Origin of the sequence: Halospeciosus flavus (assembly GCF_029814175.1) — an archaeon.
In the GTDB taxonomy this organism is placed as follows: domain Archaea; phylum Halobacteriota; class Halobacteria; order Halobacteriales; family Halobacteriaceae; genus Halospeciosus; species Halospeciosus flavus.
Map to the genome: position 1 here is coordinate 958338 of NZ_CP122312.1, position 17342 is coordinate 975679.

The 17342-nt window shown below is 62.1% G+C and carries 23 protein-coding genes; all 23 read right to left on the bottom strand.

The annotated features are described in order from the left end of the window. Positions 1-48: 48 nt before the first annotated feature. The 23 genes from P0Y33_RS04895 to P0Y33_RS05005 all read right to left on the bottom strand — a co-directional run bounded on the left by P0Y33_RS04895 (position 49) and on the right by P0Y33_RS05005 (position 17331). A complete protein-coding gene (locus P0Y33_RS04895; RefSeq protein ID WP_279529429.1) occupies positions 49-252 on the bottom strand; it encodes a hypothetical protein in 204 nt (67 codons plus the stop codon). Then, positions 249-743 carry a hypothetical protein gene (locus P0Y33_RS04900; RefSeq protein ID WP_279529430.1) on the bottom strand — a complete coding sequence of 165 codons (495 nt, stop codon included), beginning with the start codon at positions 741-743 and terminating at the stop codon, positions 249-251. The genes P0Y33_RS04895 and P0Y33_RS04900 overlap by 4 nt, the downstream gene beginning before the upstream one ends. Before the next feature lie 24 nt (positions 744-767). Continuing rightward, positions 768-1133 carry a hypothetical protein gene (locus P0Y33_RS04905; protein WP_279529431.1) on the bottom strand — a complete coding sequence of 122 codons (366 nt, stop codon included), beginning with the start codon at positions 1131-1133 and terminating at the stop codon, positions 768-770. Between the two features lies 1 nt (position 1134). Beyond that, entirely contained in the window at positions 1135-2217 is a 1083-nt protein-coding gene (locus P0Y33_RS04910) for a hypothetical protein (RefSeq protein ID WP_279529432.1), read from the bottom strand. Between the two features lie 153 nt (positions 2218-2370). Next, positions 2371-3738: a hypothetical protein gene (locus P0Y33_RS04915; RefSeq protein ID WP_279529433.1), complete on the bottom strand. Its 1368-nt coding sequence runs from the start codon at positions 3736-3738 to the stop codon at positions 2371-2373. Continuing rightward, positions 3739-4383, bottom strand: coding sequence for a hypothetical protein (locus P0Y33_RS04920; protein WP_279529434.1), 645 nt, complete (start codon positions 4381-4383; stop codon positions 3739-3741). 3 nt (positions 4384-4386) lie between these two features. Then, a complete protein-coding gene (locus P0Y33_RS04925) occupies positions 4387-5616 on the bottom strand; it encodes a baseplate J/gp47 family protein (RefSeq protein WP_279529435.1) in 1230 nt (409 codons plus the stop codon). Then, entirely contained in the window at positions 5617-5937 is a 321-nt protein-coding gene (locus P0Y33_RS04930) for a hypothetical protein (protein WP_279529436.1), read from the bottom strand. A 198-nt stretch (positions 5938-6135) separates the two neighbouring features. Further along, positions 6136-6495: a PAAR domain-containing protein gene (locus P0Y33_RS04935; RefSeq protein WP_279529437.1), complete on the bottom strand. Its 360-nt coding sequence runs from the start codon at positions 6493-6495 to the stop codon at positions 6136-6138. Then, positions 6496-6933: a hypothetical protein gene (locus P0Y33_RS04940; RefSeq protein ID WP_279529438.1), complete on the bottom strand. Its 438-nt coding sequence runs from the start codon at positions 6931-6933 to the stop codon at positions 6496-6498. Positions 6934-6956: 23 nt separating this feature from the next. After that, on the bottom strand, positions 6957-8333 hold the full coding sequence (locus P0Y33_RS04945; protein WP_279529439.1) for a hypothetical protein: 1377 nt from the start codon (positions 8331-8333) through the stop codon (positions 6957-6959). Continuing rightward, entirely contained in the window at positions 8333-8812 is a 480-nt protein-coding gene (locus tag P0Y33_RS04950) for a hypothetical protein (RefSeq protein WP_279529440.1), read from the bottom strand. The genes P0Y33_RS04945 and P0Y33_RS04950 overlap by 1 nt, the downstream gene beginning before the upstream one ends. Then, positions 8809-10776: a hypothetical protein gene (locus P0Y33_RS04955; protein WP_279529441.1), complete on the bottom strand. Its 1968-nt coding sequence runs from the start codon at positions 10774-10776 to the stop codon at positions 8809-8811. Before P0Y33_RS04955 ends, P0Y33_RS04950 begins: the two co-directional genes overlap by 4 nt. 9 nt (positions 10777-10785) lie before the next feature. Continuing rightward, on the bottom strand, positions 10786-11013 hold the full coding sequence (locus tag P0Y33_RS04960) for a hypothetical protein (RefSeq protein WP_279529442.1): 228 nt from the start codon (positions 11011-11013) through the stop codon (positions 10786-10788). After that, positions 11000-11464 (bottom strand): hypothetical protein, encoded by a 465-nt coding sequence (locus P0Y33_RS04965; RefSeq protein WP_279529443.1) that lies wholly within the window; start codon positions 11462-11464, stop codon positions 11000-11002. The genes P0Y33_RS04960 and P0Y33_RS04965 overlap by 14 nt, the downstream gene beginning before the upstream one ends. A gap of 79 nt (positions 11465-11543) precedes the next feature. Beyond that, complete coding sequence (locus tag P0Y33_RS04970) at positions 11544-11999, bottom strand: hypothetical protein (protein WP_279529444.1); 456 nt, start codon at positions 11997-11999, stop codon at positions 11544-11546. 49 nt (positions 12000-12048) lie between these two features. Continuing rightward, positions 12049-13104: a hypothetical protein gene (locus P0Y33_RS04975; RefSeq protein WP_279529445.1), complete on the bottom strand. Its 1056-nt coding sequence runs from the start codon at positions 13102-13104 to the stop codon at positions 12049-12051. Positions 13105-13375: 271 nt separating this feature from the next. Beyond that, a complete protein-coding gene (locus tag P0Y33_RS04980; RefSeq protein ID WP_279529446.1) occupies positions 13376-13858 on the bottom strand; it encodes a hypothetical protein in 483 nt (160 codons plus the stop codon). Positions 13859-13884: 26 nt separating this feature from the next. Further along, positions 13885-14067 carry a hypothetical protein gene (locus P0Y33_RS04985; protein WP_279529447.1) on the bottom strand — a complete coding sequence of 61 codons (183 nt, stop codon included), beginning with the start codon at positions 14065-14067 and terminating at the stop codon, positions 13885-13887. Between the two features lie 20 nt (positions 14068-14087). After that, on the bottom strand, positions 14088-14399 hold the full coding sequence (locus tag P0Y33_RS04990) for a hypothetical protein (RefSeq protein ID WP_279529448.1): 312 nt from the start codon (positions 14397-14399) through the stop codon (positions 14088-14090). Next, positions 14396-16549, bottom strand: coding sequence for a hypothetical protein (locus tag P0Y33_RS04995; RefSeq protein ID WP_279529449.1), 2154 nt, complete (start codon positions 16547-16549; stop codon positions 14396-14398). Before P0Y33_RS04995 ends, P0Y33_RS04990 begins: the two co-directional genes overlap by 4 nt. Before the next feature lie 18 nt (positions 16550-16567). After that, positions 16568-16930 (bottom strand): hypothetical protein, encoded by a 363-nt coding sequence (locus P0Y33_RS05000; RefSeq protein ID WP_279529450.1) that lies wholly within the window; start codon positions 16928-16930, stop codon positions 16568-16570. Further along, positions 16930-17331 carry a hypothetical protein gene (locus P0Y33_RS05005; protein WP_279529451.1) on the bottom strand — a complete coding sequence of 134 codons (402 nt, stop codon included), beginning with the start codon at positions 17329-17331 and terminating at the stop codon, positions 16930-16932. The genes P0Y33_RS05000 and P0Y33_RS05005 overlap by 1 nt, the downstream gene beginning before the upstream one ends. Positions 17332-17342: the final 11 nt, after the last annotated feature.

The window sequence follows — 17342 nt, forward strand, 5'->3', positions numbered from 1 at the left end:
AACGCGGCGGGAACCGCAGTCTCGACACTCGGACGCGAAGCCGCCCATCTATCGTTCCTTCCGACAGCCGAGGGCGGCGCAGTCCACGGGCTTCGGGCAGTCGTCGCACTCGGCGCTGGCGTTCCCGCTGTCACCGGCTCCATACCGGCGGCGGAGAATACGGCGAGCAAGCCGGGGCATCCCAGCCGCGAGAGCCATACCGAGGAAGAGCAGTTCGAGGTCGCCAATCAGGATAACTTCAGGAAGATTCATCGTTGGTGTGCAATCAGGTAGGTGTGGTTGTCGAACAGTACGGTCGCGTAGGAGACGCCCTTCGACGCCGAGAAGTTCGCTCCCTTGAGGTGACCGGAGGCGTCAGCCATCCAGTCGTCCTCATAGTGGGCGTAGACCTCTCGGCCCGGTAGGCCGTCGTCGCGCTCGAACAGGGTGATGTGTAGTTGCATCCCCGGCTCGACGCGCCCGGTCGGGTCAGTCGCGTGGGTGAATCGCCACGACCCCTCCGAGAGCCGACCGTCGGGAAGGGTTTTGAAGCAGGCGATAGGGTTCCGCTCGCCGCCAGCGGCCACCAGTTCCTCTTCGATGGCCTCCTCGTCTTCATCGAGGTGGGCCACGTACTGATTCAGCGTGGTCGTCCCGACGCCGTACCCGCCGAAGGGCACGAGGTACGGGTGGAGCCGGGGATACAGTACCCGGCGGACAGTCTCAATCCAATCGTCGTCACTATCGAGTAGAAATTTTACCATTAGAAAACCGCAGAAGTGGCCTTTTCAGGCCGAGGTGTCGTCGGTCTGGGCGGCCTCGTGGTCGCCAGCCGAACCCACGTCTTCGCCGCTCACCACGTCCCACATAAAGGAGACGGCCTGTTCGAGAGCCGCCAACTGAATCTGGGTGTCGGGAGCGTCCTTGTTTGTCTCTTCCTTGTACGCGGCGATAGAGTCAGCGATGACCTGTTTCCGTGCGTCGGTGACGAGGGCGCGGTCAACCGCTGTCGAACTTTCCTCGGGGACGATTCGGGTGTCGAGATAGGCCACGTCCGTCTCGGGGTCAACCTCGACCTCGTCAACGCGGGAATCACCCACGTCGTTACCTTCGTAGCCCGGCGGGACTACCAGAACCGTAATTTCCTGAACCATTTTAGAGCAACTCCTTGATATCGTAGATGAACGTGATTCCGTCCTGACCCGTCTTCCCCGCGTTCGAGTTGAAGTTCGAGCCATCGTACTTCTGCCCGCCGGGGATACCACCGACTCCACCACCGAGGTCGAGGCTCGGGGTCTGGTCAGCGAACCCGATGACGAGACCACCAGCACCGCCACCACCGCCGCCGCCATCGCGCTTGGCCTCCTTTATATTGAAGTTCGAGGTGCCACCGCCGTCGTTGCGGTTGTATCCATCAACTTCGCTGTGGAAGCCGTCACCGCCCTGTCCTCCCTTAGCAGAGAACGTGACACCGAGACCGACGCTCTCGGAGACGAGTAGGATGAAGCCGCCAGCGCCACCGCCAGCGCCCCCCTCACCGCCCCTGACGTTCGCCCGAGCGTAACTGTTGTAGGAGGTGTCGTTGTTGCTCTGGTGGCTCAGGTAGTGGTTCTTGTTCGCTTGGTCGTCGTCGCCGTTACCACCGCCCCCGCCCTTCGAGGCGAAACTCCCACCGGCACCACCACCGCCGCCGCCCACGTCAACGTAACTACCGTAGTTGTTATTGTTGTTGCCGTGGTTCGCGGGGTTATACATCCGCAACTGCTCGTTACCACCGCCAGCACCGGAGTCGCCGGAACCGGGAAGGAGGGTGTCGAGCGGACTCTGGGTGATGTAGGCACCGGAGAGGAGGTAGTCTTCGAGGTAGGGCTTGAGCGTCGAGTCGTTGTAGACTGAAGAGTGCGCGTTCCCAGAGCCGCCCCCGTTGTTCCCGTTCCAGTTATTCCCGTCGTAGTAGCGGTTCGTCCCCACGCTGGGGTTTGTGCCCCCGGTGCCGGAAGCGCCGGTCGCAGGGATGCTGTACCCCGCACCAGAGCCACCGTTGCTGTTGTTACCGAAGTTGTTGCCGGAGGAACCCGATTCTCCGTCCACCGAAATGGTGCCGGTTCCCTCGATGGTCTTCGCCATCAATTCGAGGTTCCCCCCGGAGTTACCGCCCCTCGGGCCGCCGGAGCCACTACCCGCGATATCGTAGAGAGTCTTGATGGTGCCGTTCACGGTGAGTGTGTCGGTGACCATCAACCGAGACCGAGACTGGAGGGTGAGAGTCGCTCCCTCCTCGACCGTCAGATTCCGATATTCCAGAACGGGATTCGTCTTGGTCGTGTTCGTGCTAATCGTTTCGTCGCCAAGTTGACCGCTTCCGTAGTTAACCATAGATGATAGGTGAGATTAGGATTGCCGCCGAGCGAGCCGCGTGTGGCGGTATCGCGCTCGGGTGTCCATCGCCTTCCACTCCTCTTCCTCCTTCTTCGAGAGGCCGGTGTCGCCGGGCCGCATCACCCAGCGCCGGTAGAAGCCATCGAACGTGGGATTGTTCGCCACGTTCGAGCGGGCTATCCGAACCCGAATCTGGAGGTTGGTGCCAGCGGGAACCGCCGTCGAGATATCGCCGTGGTTCTCGATATCCGAGACCAGAACGTTCCCGACCTCGTCCAGCACGTCCACCGTGACGGTCTCGCCGTCCTCGGTCTCCGTGTACCGAAGGATATCCCAGTCCGTGATACGCTCGTCCGGCTCGACCGGCGTGAGGATGGTCTCGCCATACTCCCGAGCGCCCTCAACGATGCTGTCGAGGTAGATGGCGCGGGTGTAGCCCGAGGAGGACGTATCCGTGATGAACGTAATCTCGGAGGTTCCCGAGACCGCGTTCTCCATCGGGTAGTCCGTCAGTTCCTCGACGCCGTTGATGAAGAGGGTGAACGTCCCGGCGTCGTAGTCCACATCGAACTCGAAGTCGTAGTTCGAGCCGGGCGACCACGAAGCGAAGAGTTCGGAGTTGTCGTGGAGGGTGACGTTGCCGCCACCGTCGTTGAACGTAATCTGGAACCAGCGCGTCCCGTTCGGGCCGTCGAGCCGGAGGTGGGCCGCGTCGTTGATATTCGCCGTGTCGCCGTCGATACGGAGCCGAGCCTCGATGTTCTGGGCGACCGGGGCCTCGCGGGTCAGCACAGCGGAGGCGGTGTTCCCGACGGATTCGACGTGGCCTTCGGTTCCCGACAACGAGGGGGCGGTCGTCCACTCCCACGCTCGGTCGTTCGGCTTCACCCCGTCGGTGAAGTCTGCAACCACGACCTCGTCAATCAGTTTGATGCTCCCCGTGTCGGTCAGTTCCGTGCGGGGAACCGGGTCGAAGGTAACCGCAACATCGGACACCGTGAAGTCGTCGTACTCCTGATACCCAATCTCGGGCTGGGCCTCGAACTTCTCCCCGTCGGAGATGTAGAGGAGACCAGAAGAGGTCTTGTGCCACGAGACGGACTCCGTGAGGTTATCCGGGGTCTCGACTTGCGTGAACTTGAAGCCGCCCAGTTGGTCGGCGTGGAGTCCATCGACCTTGTCCGCGTTCACCACCGTCCCGTCCGTCTCGGGGTCGAGGGTGTTCGTGTGGTCGATGAGGTGCTGTACGTCCTTGATGAGATTGTCGAACAGGAAGTTCGCCCACTCGGCGGGAAGCGGCTCGTCCTTAGCGAAGGCCCAGCCGTCCTTCCACTCAACGCCGGGGTCTCCCCACGACTTTAGAAGTGTCTCGTATGCCATTTATTGAATCAGTCCTCCGAAGGTGCCGCCGGAGTCGGCGGGGTCGCCGTTTTCATCGAGCGTTCCGAACCCCCGGTTCGGGTCAGTCTGACCGCTCTCGTACTCCTCAACGGACACAGGCCGGAAGGAGCCGTTATACTGAATCTCGACGTGCTTCCCGGCGGGATTCAGTTTGTCGGCTATCTCCGGTAGGTCGGAGGGTTCGAGAACGGAGTCTTCGACCCGGTGAGAGGGGACGAGGAAGGCGACAGTCGAGGGTTCGTCGTAGAGGTATCTCCAGTCTTGATACCAGAGTTCGTCTACTTCCCCCCTCAGGATGCTGGAGAGCAATATAAAGATATCGCTGATTGTACCCTCTGCGGTGAGAGCCTGAAACTCCATCAGAACCCGCGCACGGTACTTCTCAAGGCTCTCCCCATCGCGGCGGGAAGCCCCGACCACGTCGGCAATCCGATTTATGGAAGAGGCCTTCTCCGCATCCTGTAACGTCATCGCCTTATCGACAGTCTCGATATCGGCGTCGAGCCGGTCGATGGCTTCGGCGGCGGCCCACAGCAGGTCGTAGTTCCCCGAAGTCTCGTCCTTCGGCATAAACGCCGGAAGGGCCGTTGTCAGTTCCTCGACGGTGGGGTACTCGTCAGTCATAGTTTAGAGGGAGTTCCGCGTGATGGTCAGCGAGCCGTCGAGGGCGTCCGAGGTGGCGACCTCCTGCCCGCTAATTTCGACGTTGTCGGTTCCGGTCGGATTCTCGGTGAGACCCACTTTCAGGTCGGTCACGTCATAGACGCCGGGAACCTGCCGGATGGCGAACTCAATCTCACCAACCAGCACGTCGTCGCCGCCGTCGAGGTCGCCCGAAGTGAGAGTCCCCGACGACCGCGTGCCGCCGATGTACCGAACGATGGAGTCACGAACGGCGGTGTCGCCCTCGTAGTCCTCCGTCGTCGTGATGGTCATATCGACGTAGACCTGTCGCTGGGTCGGCTCACTCCACGAGACCGGGTGCGTCTGCCCGTTTGGGAGCGCCGCGTCGCCCGTCTTGGGCGTCCCGGCGATGCCACCTACGGTGCCGTCTCCGGCGGCCTTGAGTTCGAGTATCTGGTCAGCGACGGCCTGTTCGTCGCCGCCTTCCACGACTAACTCAAAGGCGTTCGAGTCGCGGCCCTCGGCGTCGGTCTCCGGGGTGTCGTTGATGAAGATGGAGACGGACTTGACGCCGGGAACCCGCTTGAGGCCACGGACGAGCGCGGGGGCCGATGCCCGGCTCCCCTCGCCCAGTTCCGTCTTCGCCCGCTCGCGGAGTTCCGGGTCGGTCTCTCGGTTCTTGCCGCCGTCGGTCTCGACGTGGTTCGTGACGCCGTTGATGCCCGTTACCGGGGTCTTCATCCGGGTGATGGTGTTCGGCCCGAGGTTCGAGTCGGAGCCGCCTTCGAGCGCCCGGATGTTCACGTCAACGTGCGTCTGTCCAGCGGGAAGCGTCGCCTGAACGGTCGTCTCGAACTCGATGGGTTCGTAGCCGCCCGTCTGAACGACCGTCCCGACAGGGATGGTGTAGTCCGTGCTGGCGGCCTCCTCGCGCTGGAAGCGGGCTTGCCCGGTCGCTCGCTGGGCGGGCTTCCTGCTGACACCAATCTGCTCTACGACCTTGTCGAGAGCCGCCCCGCTGGCGTTCGCAATCTGGGAGGCGTCGAGGATGGCCGCGAGGTCAATCTGGGCTTCCGCGAGGCGTTCGGCAATCGGGTCGTAGAACAGCCGGATGATGGCAAGTTCCGAGTCGTTGAGGTCGTCCCCGAACCGGGTCTTCGCGTCGGCCATCATCGCGTCGAGGATGACCTCCTTGGTGTCCGGGTCGAACGAGCCTTCGTCGTTAACAGTCATTTATTCAGAGAGAGTAGTGAGGAAATCCTCGCCGGTCGCGTAGACAACCCGAACCTCGACCGTGTTCGGCGCGTCCGGGTCGGGTGAGATGATGATGCTCTGTACGTTGTCGATGCTGTCCTCCTCGTCGGCCACGCGGCTCGCCTCCAGTTTCAGGAGGGCCGCGATGTTCACGTCGGCGTTCTCACCGACGAGTTCGGTGTAGTACGAGGTGAGCCGGATAGCGAGCCGTTGCTCGAACTCTGCGCGGCCCCGAACCAGCGGAACGTCGTTGCGGTGGTCGAGAGAAATATCGAAATTAGAATCGAGTCCAATGTCCATAGTGTGCTAATGCGTATCGCTTATATTCCTAAATCAGACTATACGTGATGCTTATGTACGTGGCTACCGAAGGTAGGGCGGAAGAGCGGTCATAGCGACTCTACAAAACGACCAATTCGGTTATCCCCAAACCTGCGGGAACCACGACCTCCCAGACAGGACTCTCTACTCTGTTTTGGTCTTCTGGGTGGCGGTACTTCAGCCGGAGTGAACCGACTCGTTCCCGCCGGATGAGGTGTAGTCAACGGAGCCACCGGAACCGGGGTCGGTAGCGGCTCCCGAGACAGCGAGGTATGCGGCCTTCCCGTCAACGGAGACGGTAGGAGACACGGCTTCCTGCTGGATAGAGTGAGCCGAGTAGGCGATACAGTTGCCCTCGTCGTCAACGTCGTGTCCGTGAGAGGCGAACTCAAGGCTCGCGTCCTGCTCGACGCCGATAGGGGTGCCGTTCACCTTCACCGTCGAGTCCCCACTCAGAACACCACTTACGGTCGGGGAACACGCGCCGGGGTGGCCCCCTGCCTCAACGGACGCTCCGATTAGTGCAAGCGGTTCCATCTACTTCGGCCCCGTTGTGAAATCCACGTCCTCGTGGTGCCAATTGAAGACGCCGCCGCCTTCGGTCACGATGCCGTAGCCGTCGCCGTCAACCAACTCGAAGCCGTCCGAGCCGGTGACCGTCAACTTGCCGTCGCAGGACAATTCGACGTTCACGGTGCCGTCCTCCTGCTTCGAGAAGTGGAGTTCGGTCTCATCGTTGAACTTGAAGCAGAAGTCCCCTTCCGAGAGGTCGGTCGGGAACTCGAACGTGGGGGCCGTGACCGGCGCGTGGGCGACCCGTTCGCCGCTCACTTCGGAGACCTGCACCGTATCGCCCTCTTCGGGCACGGCGTAAGCCCCCTTCTGGAACGTCAGGAACGGCATCTTCAGCGGCTCCCGGTTCGGCCCGGTCACCACGTTCACGAGAACGCGACCGCTGGCCTCACCGATAAACACAGAAGATACTCGTCCAAACTTTGTCATACGTTATCACCGTCGTTCTTCTCGCCGTCCCCCCGGCCACGCCGGTCGTCGTAGTAGGCCTTGAGGGACTTGTAGCCAACATCGTCGCTGGCGTTGTAGTAGACCGCCATCGTCTGGATGTTCCGGGGAATCGAGCCGACCTCCACCGTGATGCTCCAGCCCCGTCGAGGCGAGAACTTGTGCTGGATGCTCGAAACGATGTAGGAGCCGCCCTCAGCGGCTTGGTTACAATGGCCCTCGACGTAGTCCGCGACCATAATTATGTCACCGACCGTCATCGAGGCCAACTTCTCCTTCTGCTCCGAGGCCATCCCGTTGAAGATGATGCTCCCGTTCCGGTAGTCCACGGACGATGAGATGAGCATATTCCGGGCCGCGTCCTCAAGTGAGTCCAAGTCCCAGATTTTCAGCGGTTCCTCAGTCGTGATGACCTTCCCGCCTGCTACGTCGCCGTTCTCGTCCTCCACCCACGCTTCCGCCATCGGGTAGAGTTCGTCCGAAGGGTCGCCGCCGTTCCAGACGTTCCCATCGACGTTACCGCCGAACCAATGGGTCTCACCGTTCACCTTGACGACCGAGACCGGGTGAGCGCCCTTCACGACGTTATACTCCTTCATACAGTACGCCTTGTCGGTCGGAAGACCGCTTACGGCGTGCCGATTCTTGGGCTTCATCGCCGGAAGGCCCAACCAGAGAATCCCGTCGTCGTCCACCCACGAGGTGAACCCAAACTCCTCTTCGACCATTTTCAGGGCGTCGTTCGGAGAGATATCATCGAACTCCAGCCCCTTGTACGTGTTATGGGGCATCCCCTGCGTTCTCCCCATAAACCCGAGGAAGTCCGCCGTGAGACCGAGGCCGTCGTTGATGACGCCCTTCCAGCCGCTACGGGCCGCGTCCGAGCCGGAGCCGTGGATGGCCTCGACTATGTCCTCTTCGGCGTCCTGCTTCTCCTGTTCGAGAAGTGCCTTGTTCACGGCTCGGATGCCGGTCAGGACGTTGTGGGGGTCGTCGCGGTTCTCGAAGATGAAGTCGGTTACCTCCCCGACGTTCACTTCCTCGAAGTGTTCCGTGACAACGCCGCGTTCGAGAATCTTCCGAGCGTCATACAGCCGGAACCGCCCGTTGTCCCGGTGAATCTCTAAGGACTCTTCTGGGTACAGGTAGCGGTTCTGAACCGTGTCCGCAATCCGAACCTCGACCGGCTCGGCGTCCTTGGCCTTCTGGGCCATCAACTTCCCGGCCTCTTCCGAGACCGTCACCCGAGCGTGGCTGTAACGGGTTTTCTCCGACTCCGTAGAGAGGTCGAAGGCCTCGAACGCCAGTCCAGACTCAAGGAAGTGGATTTCAGCCCCGCCTTGGATACAGGTCATTAGTGGTCGTGTCCGTCGCTGATAACTCCGTCCTCGTTGTCGGGTTTCTGCGCTTCGTCGCTACCCGTCGAGAGGACGTTTAGACTATACTTGTAGAGGGGTTCGCGGTTCTGGGGGTCGAACGCCCGAGGGCCTTCAAACTCCCCGTCCATCACCCGAATCTCACCGCTCCATCCCGGCGCGATAACCCGCATCGGGAAGTTAGCGTCGAGGAGGTTCCCGAGCGAATCGAGTTCCGACTCCCGAATCAGCCCGGAGATGTGTACCTCCCGGTTCTTCGAGCCGAGGTCGGACACGTCCTCGGTGCCACAGAAGTTATCCTCACGGTTGAGGTTGCGTTCCTTCGACACCGAGATTCGCGTCGGGACGTAGGTAGGAGCGAACGTGACACCAGAGCCGTACACGAAGAAGGTGTCTTGTCCGCTGATAGCGGGCCTGCCGCCCCCGCCACCCAGCGAATAGGGGTTGGCGTAGTTCACTTTTCAGTCTCCTCGTCCACGATTTTCTCCTCGCGGTAGAGCGACGGGAACTCGTCTGCGAGTTTCTGGTACTCGGAGTTGCCGACGTTCCCGTAGATGTTGATTTGCGTTCCGCCTCCGCCGCCGACAGACCCCATACCGTAGGGACTGCCGCCGCCGACAGAGGGAGCCGGGCCGGTCGAACCGACATTGCTGACAGACCGAATTGCGCCTTCAGCGAGGAGGGAGCCGCCCACGAGGAGCAGGCCCAGCCCCGTCGAGGCGAGGAAGGCCCTCCACGCCAACTTCGCGCCGTTGACAGCGGTGACCCACGCCCAGATTGCCTTGATGGACGCGAACACGCCCGCGATGAGCGCCTTCGCCCACGAGACGAACTGGAGGCCGATGAACCACGTCCACGCCCGTCCGGCGGCCACGATAGCCACACGGAGCAGGTAGTACGTCGCAATCAGCCGGAGTAGGCCGAGGATGAAGTCGTTGTTCAGGAAGCCGCTGAACCACGCGAAGAGGTCGAAGACCGGCCTGAACACCGAGATGATGAACGAGGCCGCCTTCGAGAGATTGTAGAGGATTACGATGAGGTCAACGAAGATAGCCGTGAGGTCGCTGAACGCACCCCAGTTCTCGTCTACCTCCTTGACAGCCCACTTGAAGACGCCAATCAGGGCGTCCCCGAGAGCGCCACCGACAAGGGTAGTTACCCGAGTGATGGGGCCTTCGAGTTCCACGATGGCGTCAACGAGTTCCGCGACCCAGTTCGCGCCGCCGTAGAGGGCGCGGATGAATGTGTCCTCGAACGCGGCGAGGCCCTTCATCGAGTCCGCGATGGGGCCGAGTGCGTTCGGAACGTGGTCGAGGAAGCGTTCAGTAATCGGCTGGAACGCCTGTGCAACGGGCTGGAAGACGCCAAAGAGGTCTTTCTTCAACTCCTTGATGCGGAGTTGGGCGTTCTTCATCGACTCGGCCATCGTGTCACCGTAGCCGAGCAGGCCGAGGCCGAGGACAGCGCCCCCGGCGAGAGCGAGACCTCCGAGCGCCGCCGCCACCCCGAGGACTGCCCCAGCGAGGGCAATCAGCATCGGGATGAGGAGCGCGACGAGGTTCATCCACTTATACATCGTCGGGCGGAGCGCGGCGAGCCGCTGGCCGATGCCCCCGACCATATCCATATCGGGGACAGCCGCCATCGCGCCCTTGGCGAGACCGCCGAAGAACTTGCCCTCGCGCTTGGCCGCCCACCCGAACCGGCGGGCGCGGCGACCGACGTTCCGACCGAGGTTACCGAGCATATTCCGGCGGCGAGACCACCGGATGCTCTTCTCCAGTTGGGGCCGAGTCAGGCCTTCACGGGCGGGCATCGGGCCGTGGGGAACGTCCGGGCCGCGCCCGGTCGCAACGTCCGTCCCACGCTGGATGCGCCGCATAAACTCGGTCTCGGGCGTCGTCAGGTCGATAGGCCGACCGTCGCCGCCGAAGATGTGGCCTTCCCGCCCAATCGTGAAGTCGTCGTACCACGAGGGGTCGCCGTTGAGGGAGAGCCGCTTGAGTTGACCGTCGATTAGGTCGTTGACCGCTCGGGTGACCTCGATACGGCTTCCTTTACGGCGGGAACCCCCGCCGTCGTCGCCGCCTCCGCCACCCCCACCACCGCCGCCACCGCCGGGAGCGTCGCCCCCTTTGGTGAGGTACGTGATGGTCGCGGTCTCGTTCTTAGCGAGGGCCTTCTTGATGGCCGCCGCTTCCTTTTCGCCGCTGACCTCGATATCGAGAACCGTCTTCAGGTTCTCTTCGAGGGCTTCGAGAAGCGCCTTCGTCTCCTCGATATCGCCGTCGTCGTCAATGTCGAGTTTGACCGACAGTTTCTTTCCGTCTATCCGGTCGAGTTGCTTTTCGAGTTTCTGGAGGTCGTCAGAGAACTGGTCGAGAATCTCGACAGCAACCTCTACCGGGTCTGAATTTGCCATTTAGAACTGTCAGTCGTCTTTGTGTTCGTTTGTGTAGACTACCGTTTCCCCGCTACCGCCGCCACGGGGAGCCTTCATCTGATTCACCGGGCCGGGGTTGACCTGTCCAGCGCCGTCCTGCTCCTGCGCGTCCGAGTGCTGGCGCTCCATTTCTTTCAGGAGAACCATCCGTTGGAAGGGGGTCAGGTCGGCCTGCGTTCGGGCGAGTGGGATGCCGAGTTCGCTACTCAGCGCCACGACGCCGCTGGCCGCCCCGGCTTCCACGAAACTTGGTCGCGTCGCGCACATCACCCGCAATTTCGAGCGCCTTCCCGCCGAGTTCGACCGAGTAGCCACCGACCATCATCGAGACCATCTTCTCGGCCTCGTCGCGGTCGTGTTCGATGAACTCGCCCTCCCCGTCGTAGGAACCGACGAGGGCGTTCACCGCCGCCTTCTGCATAGCGACGACGAACTCGGCGTCCATCTGGGAAATGTCGATGGAGTCCTCACCGGCTTCCTCGGCCTCCTCCTTGGCGGCCTCGACGGCGTCGATGGCCTCTTCCTCGTCCATATCGAGGTGGGCCTTCAGGAACGCCGCAATCGGCAGGAACTCCTCGTCCTTCATCGGGCGGAGAACAGCAGTAACGTCCTCACCGAACATCTCGAAGTCGTAGTCTTCGCGGTAGGAGTCGCCGCGAACGCACATCTCGAATAACTTGCTAACGGGCTTGTCAGATTCGCTCATAGGTAGTCTGGGAAATTAGAAGGGGTGTTCTGGGGTCGATTCAGGCCGAGGACTCCGTATCCTCGGAGTCAGTCGCCGTGTCCTGCGGGTCGGTGTCCTTCTGCCCACCGATGGACTTGCTCATAGCGATGAACTCGTAGGAGGTCTCGACCGTTTCACCGGAGTTGACCTCGTAGCCCTCGCTCGTCACGAGGATATCGTAGAAGGCCGTCTCCGTCCCATCGAGGTGGGTGATGGTGATGGAGCCGAGAACCTGCGGGATACCGTTTTCATCGAAGAAGGAGGCGTCCAAGTCCTGCCGGTTGCCCTTGCAGGACATAGAGCCTTCATACGAGACCTGATTGATAGCGTAGCCATCGGGGAGAGTCTGACCCGACCCATAGATAGTCTCGATATCGACGTTCTTCGTGACGGACAGCGATTCAACAACGACTTCGGGGAAGTCCTCGCCAACCGACACAACAATGTCGGCGGCGCTTTCCTTGCGAGAAACCATTTTAAGAGAGTGAGAGAGTAGTCAGCGAGCGAGAGCCGCAGAAGGGGGCTTAAGCGACTGCCCCAGCCGTGACCGTCGCGTTGATGTTGCGGAGCGGGTCGATGGTGTCAACGCCCACGTCCACGGACGCCGTCATCGAGTCCACCGGCTGGACGGTGACGACAAAGGCGGTGATAGCGTTCATATCCATCAGGCCGCCGAGGCGGGAGACAATCGAAGAGCGAAGAGCGTTCCGGGCCGCCTGCGTGTGGAGTTCACCGATGAACTTCTCGGAGACCTCGTTCGTGACCTCGGTGACGTAGTCCACGATGAGCCGGTGAAGCACCTGCCGCATCGCGTCTTCCTCCGTGTTCGAGTCGTCCACGCAGGTCAGGTCTTCAACGATGCGAGCGCCCCGGCTGTCGTTCGCCGCCGGGACGACCTTCTCGTTGACCAGCGTTTCCTGCACGTCCTTCGCCAGCGTCTCCGAGAGGCGGTTCTGCGTCTGGAGGCGCTTGAACATCGGGCTGTTGTTGATGCCCAGCATCGCCCGGAGACCGAGGTACGCGCCGATGATGGACTGCCCCTCGGCGTTCCGGCTCGGGTAGAGCAACTGGATACGCGAGGAGTCGAACGGGTTGGTGTACGCGGCGGCGTCGGGGACGTGGGAAGCCGCGCCCGCGACCGCGACCGCGAAGTGGCCGTTCTGCTCCATCCGCAGAGCCGTCTCGTGGGCCGCCGTAGCGACCGCGTCCGTCTCGGTCAGCACGCCAATGAAGTCGATGACCTCCGCCCGCTCGGTCTCAACAACCGAGACAGCCGAGGAGTAGTCGTAGTGGGAGTACGTCGCGTTCCCGCTGGTCGGGGCCGCGTCGTGAGCGTAGTCGCCCGTCGTCGGGTTGTACGCCGTCTGTCCCGCGTCCAGCGAGACCGCCGAGGGGTCGGAGAAGACCACGACGGTCTCCTGCGCCGAGCCGTCAACCTCGAAGGTCACCTCGTCGGCGTCCTCCGAGACCGGGGCGTTAGCGAGAGTGCCGGTCTCCGTACCAACATCCTCGTCAACGACCTCCGTGGCCTCGGCGGCGACGGCGTAGACGGGGTACGCGCCCTCGGTGAGCGCATCCACGCAGTTCGCCGTCAGGGGAGAGTCAGCGCCGAAAAGTTCGCGGGCCTTCACGGGCGTCCGCACCGCATACACCGTGTTAGCCGAAGCAGTACCGCTCGTCAGGTCTGCCTGCCCGACCAGACTAATCTGGGCGGAAGCACCAACGTTGATACCCGCGCTGGTAGCCGATTCCACCGAAGTCGAGACTCCGGGCAGGGTAGAATTGCCAATCTGAACCATTGTAGAGTAGAGAGAAGTCTATTTGAGAGGGAGCAGAGCGCCCAGAAGGAGGCTACTCTGCGTCGATGTTGCGCTGGGTAGTCCCCAGCGCGTCCGCCGCCTGCGTCACCCGCTTGACGTACTTGAACCGAACCACCTTCCCGCCCTCATACCAGTCCGGCTCGACCACGGGGTTCGAGCGCGGCTCGCTCCCACCGACCCGCCACTCGGCGGTGTCGTCGTGGAAAGCCGAACTGTCGTACTCATACGGCAGGAAGGCGTCGTCTATCCGGTCGAGATACGTGTCCCGGTCGCCCTCGTCGTAGACGCGGACAACGCAATCAGCGGTGAACTCGAAATACTGGTGGAACTCCCGTCCGGTCGCCGTGCCGGTCTGGGAGTCGCGGGTGAAATCAGCAAACGGGTTCGCGCCGTTTTCTTCAGGGAGACGTTCAGAGCGCCAGCGGACAACCACATAAGGCGGCTTCGCGTCGCCGTCGCCACCAGCAGTACGGACGCCCACTTCGGCGGGAAGCGCCGAGTCGAGGGCGGCCAAGAATTGCTGGATGGCCTCTTGTTCGTTCACAGTCGTCTGAGTTCTTTAGAGATAGAATCCGCCGTCTCGTCGTCGGCATTGCGTTCCGCCCAGTCGCGGGCGTGTTCCATATAGTGAATCCCCTCCAGTCCATCTCGCTTGATTTTGTCCTGTAACCAGAACGCGAGATAGACGTGGGTTGGATGCCACTTGTCGAGGTCAACACTCATCGAGAAACGGGGAAGGGGGGTTACTCGTCAATCAGTTCGTAGGAGTCCGCAAGACCCGCCGAGACGACCTCGGAACCGACCCTGTCGAGGGCCACTTCCGGGTCTTCGATATCGGCGGCCTCCTCACCCCAGACGGGGTAGGCGAGGCCGTCTTCGGACTCCCAGCCGCCAACCGGGCCGACGTTGCCCTCCAGTTCGGGGCGCTCCGCGAGAGCATCACGAAGGGCCTCCGCTCCGGAGGCATCCATATCCACCGAGAACGACGACTCAAAGTGATTCGCCGTCCCGATGGTGTCACCGGATTCGTCGTAGAGGTAGAGTTTCCACGTCATACGTCGTACCCGAGTTCTTCGAGTTTGTCCGCTACGTCCCCTTGCGGCTCAAAATGCTTAAGCCACTCTTCGAGGAGCCACGGATAGTGTTCATCGAGGACTTCGAGCCGGTTGAGGTAGTCGTAGTCCGTCGGGTCTTCGGCCATCATCATCTGGGAGAACGTGGCGATGGTCTCGTGGGAGTAGTACGCCGAGTAGTCCCGTTCGAGGAACCGTAGGTGGTTCTCGTCGGGCTTGTTCCCCTGATTCCAGTATTCGTCCTGTCCCCAGATAGATTGCTTCCACCACGCCCGGTTGACGGTCTCCACGAGACGGTCGAGCGTTCCCGCTTCATTGGTCTCCCAGCCGGGGTCGTCCATACCGGGAAGTAGCAGGCCGAGGGCGTTGTTGTACGAATACTGGTTCCAGCGCGTGAACCCGAGAGCAGGAGCGTTCGGCTCGTCAGCCTTGCGGAACATCATATGCTTCGCGTGGCTGACCGGGCCGCCCTCCAGTTCCGTGCCGTCGTCGGCCCACCGAACCTCCGTGATACCCGCGTGGGTCTTCGCCGGAAGCCCCTGTGCGTCCGTCCCCATCTCGTAGCGGTGAGCGTGGACGACCGCGTGGGTGAACTCGTGGTTGATGGTGTCCTCGTAGGGGCCGAGCAGGTACTTCGCAAGGTTCTCCGGGGTGTCCCGGCCCTGCTGTTTCAGGATTTTCCGCCGACGGTCGTTCTCGTCGTCGTAGTCCTGTTTCTTGAGGACGTTGAAGTTCCAGATGCCGTTGTTCCGGGGACTGATAGCCCCCATACGGAACGCCGGGCCGCTCGGCTGTGAGGCCGGTTCGACCTTGTTCAGCATATGGAGCGTCCGTTTCAGGGCGACCGTGTTCTTGAACCGGGGGAACATCGTGCCGAACAAGTGGTCTTTCACGAAGTCGAGCCGGGCGGGGTCGAGCGTGGCCCGAGACGTAATCTGGGCGTCCCAGTAGTCTTCGAGCGTAACCATCTGCTCGGCCCGCGTCAGGTCTTCCCAGCGTTCCCCGGCGACGAGCCGGTACTCGCGCCGGTTGTCGAGGTGAACCCGAGTCCCGCCGCTGTATTCAGCGAAATCGACCTCGATGTTCTGGGGGTTGAAGTCCCGAACGTAGGCCCGTAGGTACTCGGCGTTGTTTACGTCCCACAAGGCCACTTCTTGGCCGTAGTAGACCAAGTCCAAATCCCACGGCTCGTCGTCGGGAATCTGGAACCACGAGTCGGGAACCCAACTCGGGAGCGTCGCTTCCTCGAAGTCGGTGATGAGTTCCCGCTGAATAAAGTGCGGAAGCCCGTCGTACTGGACTTCGACGTAGACGTTGTCCGGGTCTGGGTCGGTGACGACGCCCTCGTAGGTGTCGCCGTCGAACTCCCAGCGCAGGGCGTCGCCCTTCGTGAGACCGGAGAGGTCGGGGCTGTCGGGGTCGAGGTCGTCCGGGGCGTACTCAACGAACTCGTCGTCCGCGAAGCGCCGTCCGAGTGTGTCCTCGAAGCCGCCGTCGCGGAGGGAGTCAACCTCGCCGTACTCCCACAAGCGCCCTTGTCGGGCGTAGTAGGAGTCGCCGGGTTTGATATCCTCGACGCCCCGCTTCGTGGTGCCACCAGAGCCACCAGATTGAGCCGAGACGGCGTCCTCACTCGTCTGGGTACGATTACCCTCGGGGAGAGTGAACCGCTGTCTGGAGCCGCTGGTGGCCCCCGTGTCGCTCCCGTCGCGCTCGGGCGACCAGAGCCGGGTCGTGTCGAAGTTTTCTCCGCCCCCAATCCCCCACGGGTCGAACGAGGTGTCGGTCGGGAAGTGTTCTTGAACCCACGGGAGCAGGTTCCGAATTGGCGGCCCCCGAGCGCCGAACGCCCCGGGCTTCACGCCTTCCTCCATCGGCCACGCGGCCTCGTCGTCGTTCCAGACCCGGAGACCGTCTTTGTCGGCCTTGGTCTGGAAGCCGCCGACGAGGTCGCCTTCCCAGATACCGTAGGAGTCCGCCGCTTCCTTGCGGCGAATCTCGGCTTCGGCCTCTTCCTTCAGTCGCTTGGCAAGCCGCTTAGTGGCCTTCCGAACACCGCGTTCTATCGACTTCTTGATATCCTTGGGGACACCATTATCATCGACGCTGACTCGGAAGCCTATCTTGCCCATAAGGAGAGAGGAGAGGGATTATTCAACCACGGTCGTCGTCGCCTCGAAGTGAGACGGATACGGGGTGAGGGCGTCCACTTCGTACACCCGACCGTCGGGGAACGAAACGCGGAAGCCCTCTTCTACCGCCGTGTCGTCGCGGAAAACGAGAAGCGGCGACTCGGTACGGTAGCGGCCCCCGGAGACTCGGGCCTGTGAAGGGGCCGAACTCCGGGTGTAGGTGCGGACAACCTTCTCGGTCGCCACACCCGACCACGATTCCGACCCGTCCTTCTTGCCGTAGCCGTTCACGGAGCCATCGCCGGGTTCCTGAATCGTGCAGGAAGCCCCGAGCCTATGGATGGCGAGCCGGGCTTGTCGGCGCTGGGCGGGGAGAATCATCAGTTATCGAATTGGTAGGTGCGGTCAGCCCGCTCGATTTGGACGTGGCCGATAAGGCCCGTTCCACGTAGAGCGTCGAGTCGCCGGGAGAGGCTGTTCAACCAGAACCCGGCCTGCTCGTCCATCGCCTGATGGCGGACTTGCAGTTCGGAAATCGAGAAGTTCGGGGCGTCAATCTCCCCGGTCTTGGCCTTCAGAAAGAGGCACGTCAACCAGAAGAGCGCCCGTTCGGCGTCGAGGTTCCCGCCGTAGAAGTCGAGGTTGTCGTCCCCGGTCTCGGCGGCGAGTTCCGACTTGGCTATCTCGATAAGCGAAAGGAGGTCGCCGTCAGCGATGAGGCCCGCATCGTAGTCCGTCAGAACACGGACTTCCGCCATCAGAGTCTCGTCGTTAACGGCCATCTATGACCCGT